Origin of the sequence: Shigella sp. FC1661, assembly GCF_001712525.1 — a bacterium.
GTDB lineage: Bacteria > Pseudomonadota > Gammaproteobacteria > Enterobacterales > Enterobacteriaceae > Escherichia > Escherichia coli.
Genome location: NZ_MDGW01000518.1, coordinates 1 through 311 on the forward strand (window position 1 = coordinate 1; position 311 = coordinate 311).

1 protein-coding gene and 1 pseudogene are annotated in these 311 nt (G+C 47.9%); both read right to left on the reverse strand.

The window, feature by feature from the left end:
* On the reverse strand, positions 1 to 127 hold a 127-nt coding region (locus tag BFF42_RS21465; RefSeq protein ID WP_146627763.1), incomplete at its 3' end, for a transposase.
* Between the two features lie 86 nt (positions 128 to 213).
* Positions 214 to 311: pseudogene (locus tag BFF42_RS21470) on the reverse strand (transposase domain-containing protein); the annotation flags it as partial.

The following is a 311-nucleotide window of genomic DNA, read 5'->3' on the forward strand; positions in this document are numbered from 1 at the left end:
TGATATCGTGTTCCCGGGCAATACGGGCAACAGAGGCTCCTGGTTGTGAAGCCAGTTTAACCATTTGAAGTTTAAACTCATTTGAAAATGATCTGCGGGATTCTGCAGATAATGCTTTCTGTTCCATAACAGGTGTCCACTAGTTGAAAAGGTGGGCACTACGTTACCAATACAGGCTTAATGGCTACATACGGCGGTCAGTTTACGCTTACCGAAGGGGCGATTGCCCGGCAGCATGATGTCCAGGCGATTCACAATCTGGTGAAGAGGTTCTTTACGCTCAAGCGCCATGCCAACAATACACCAGACCA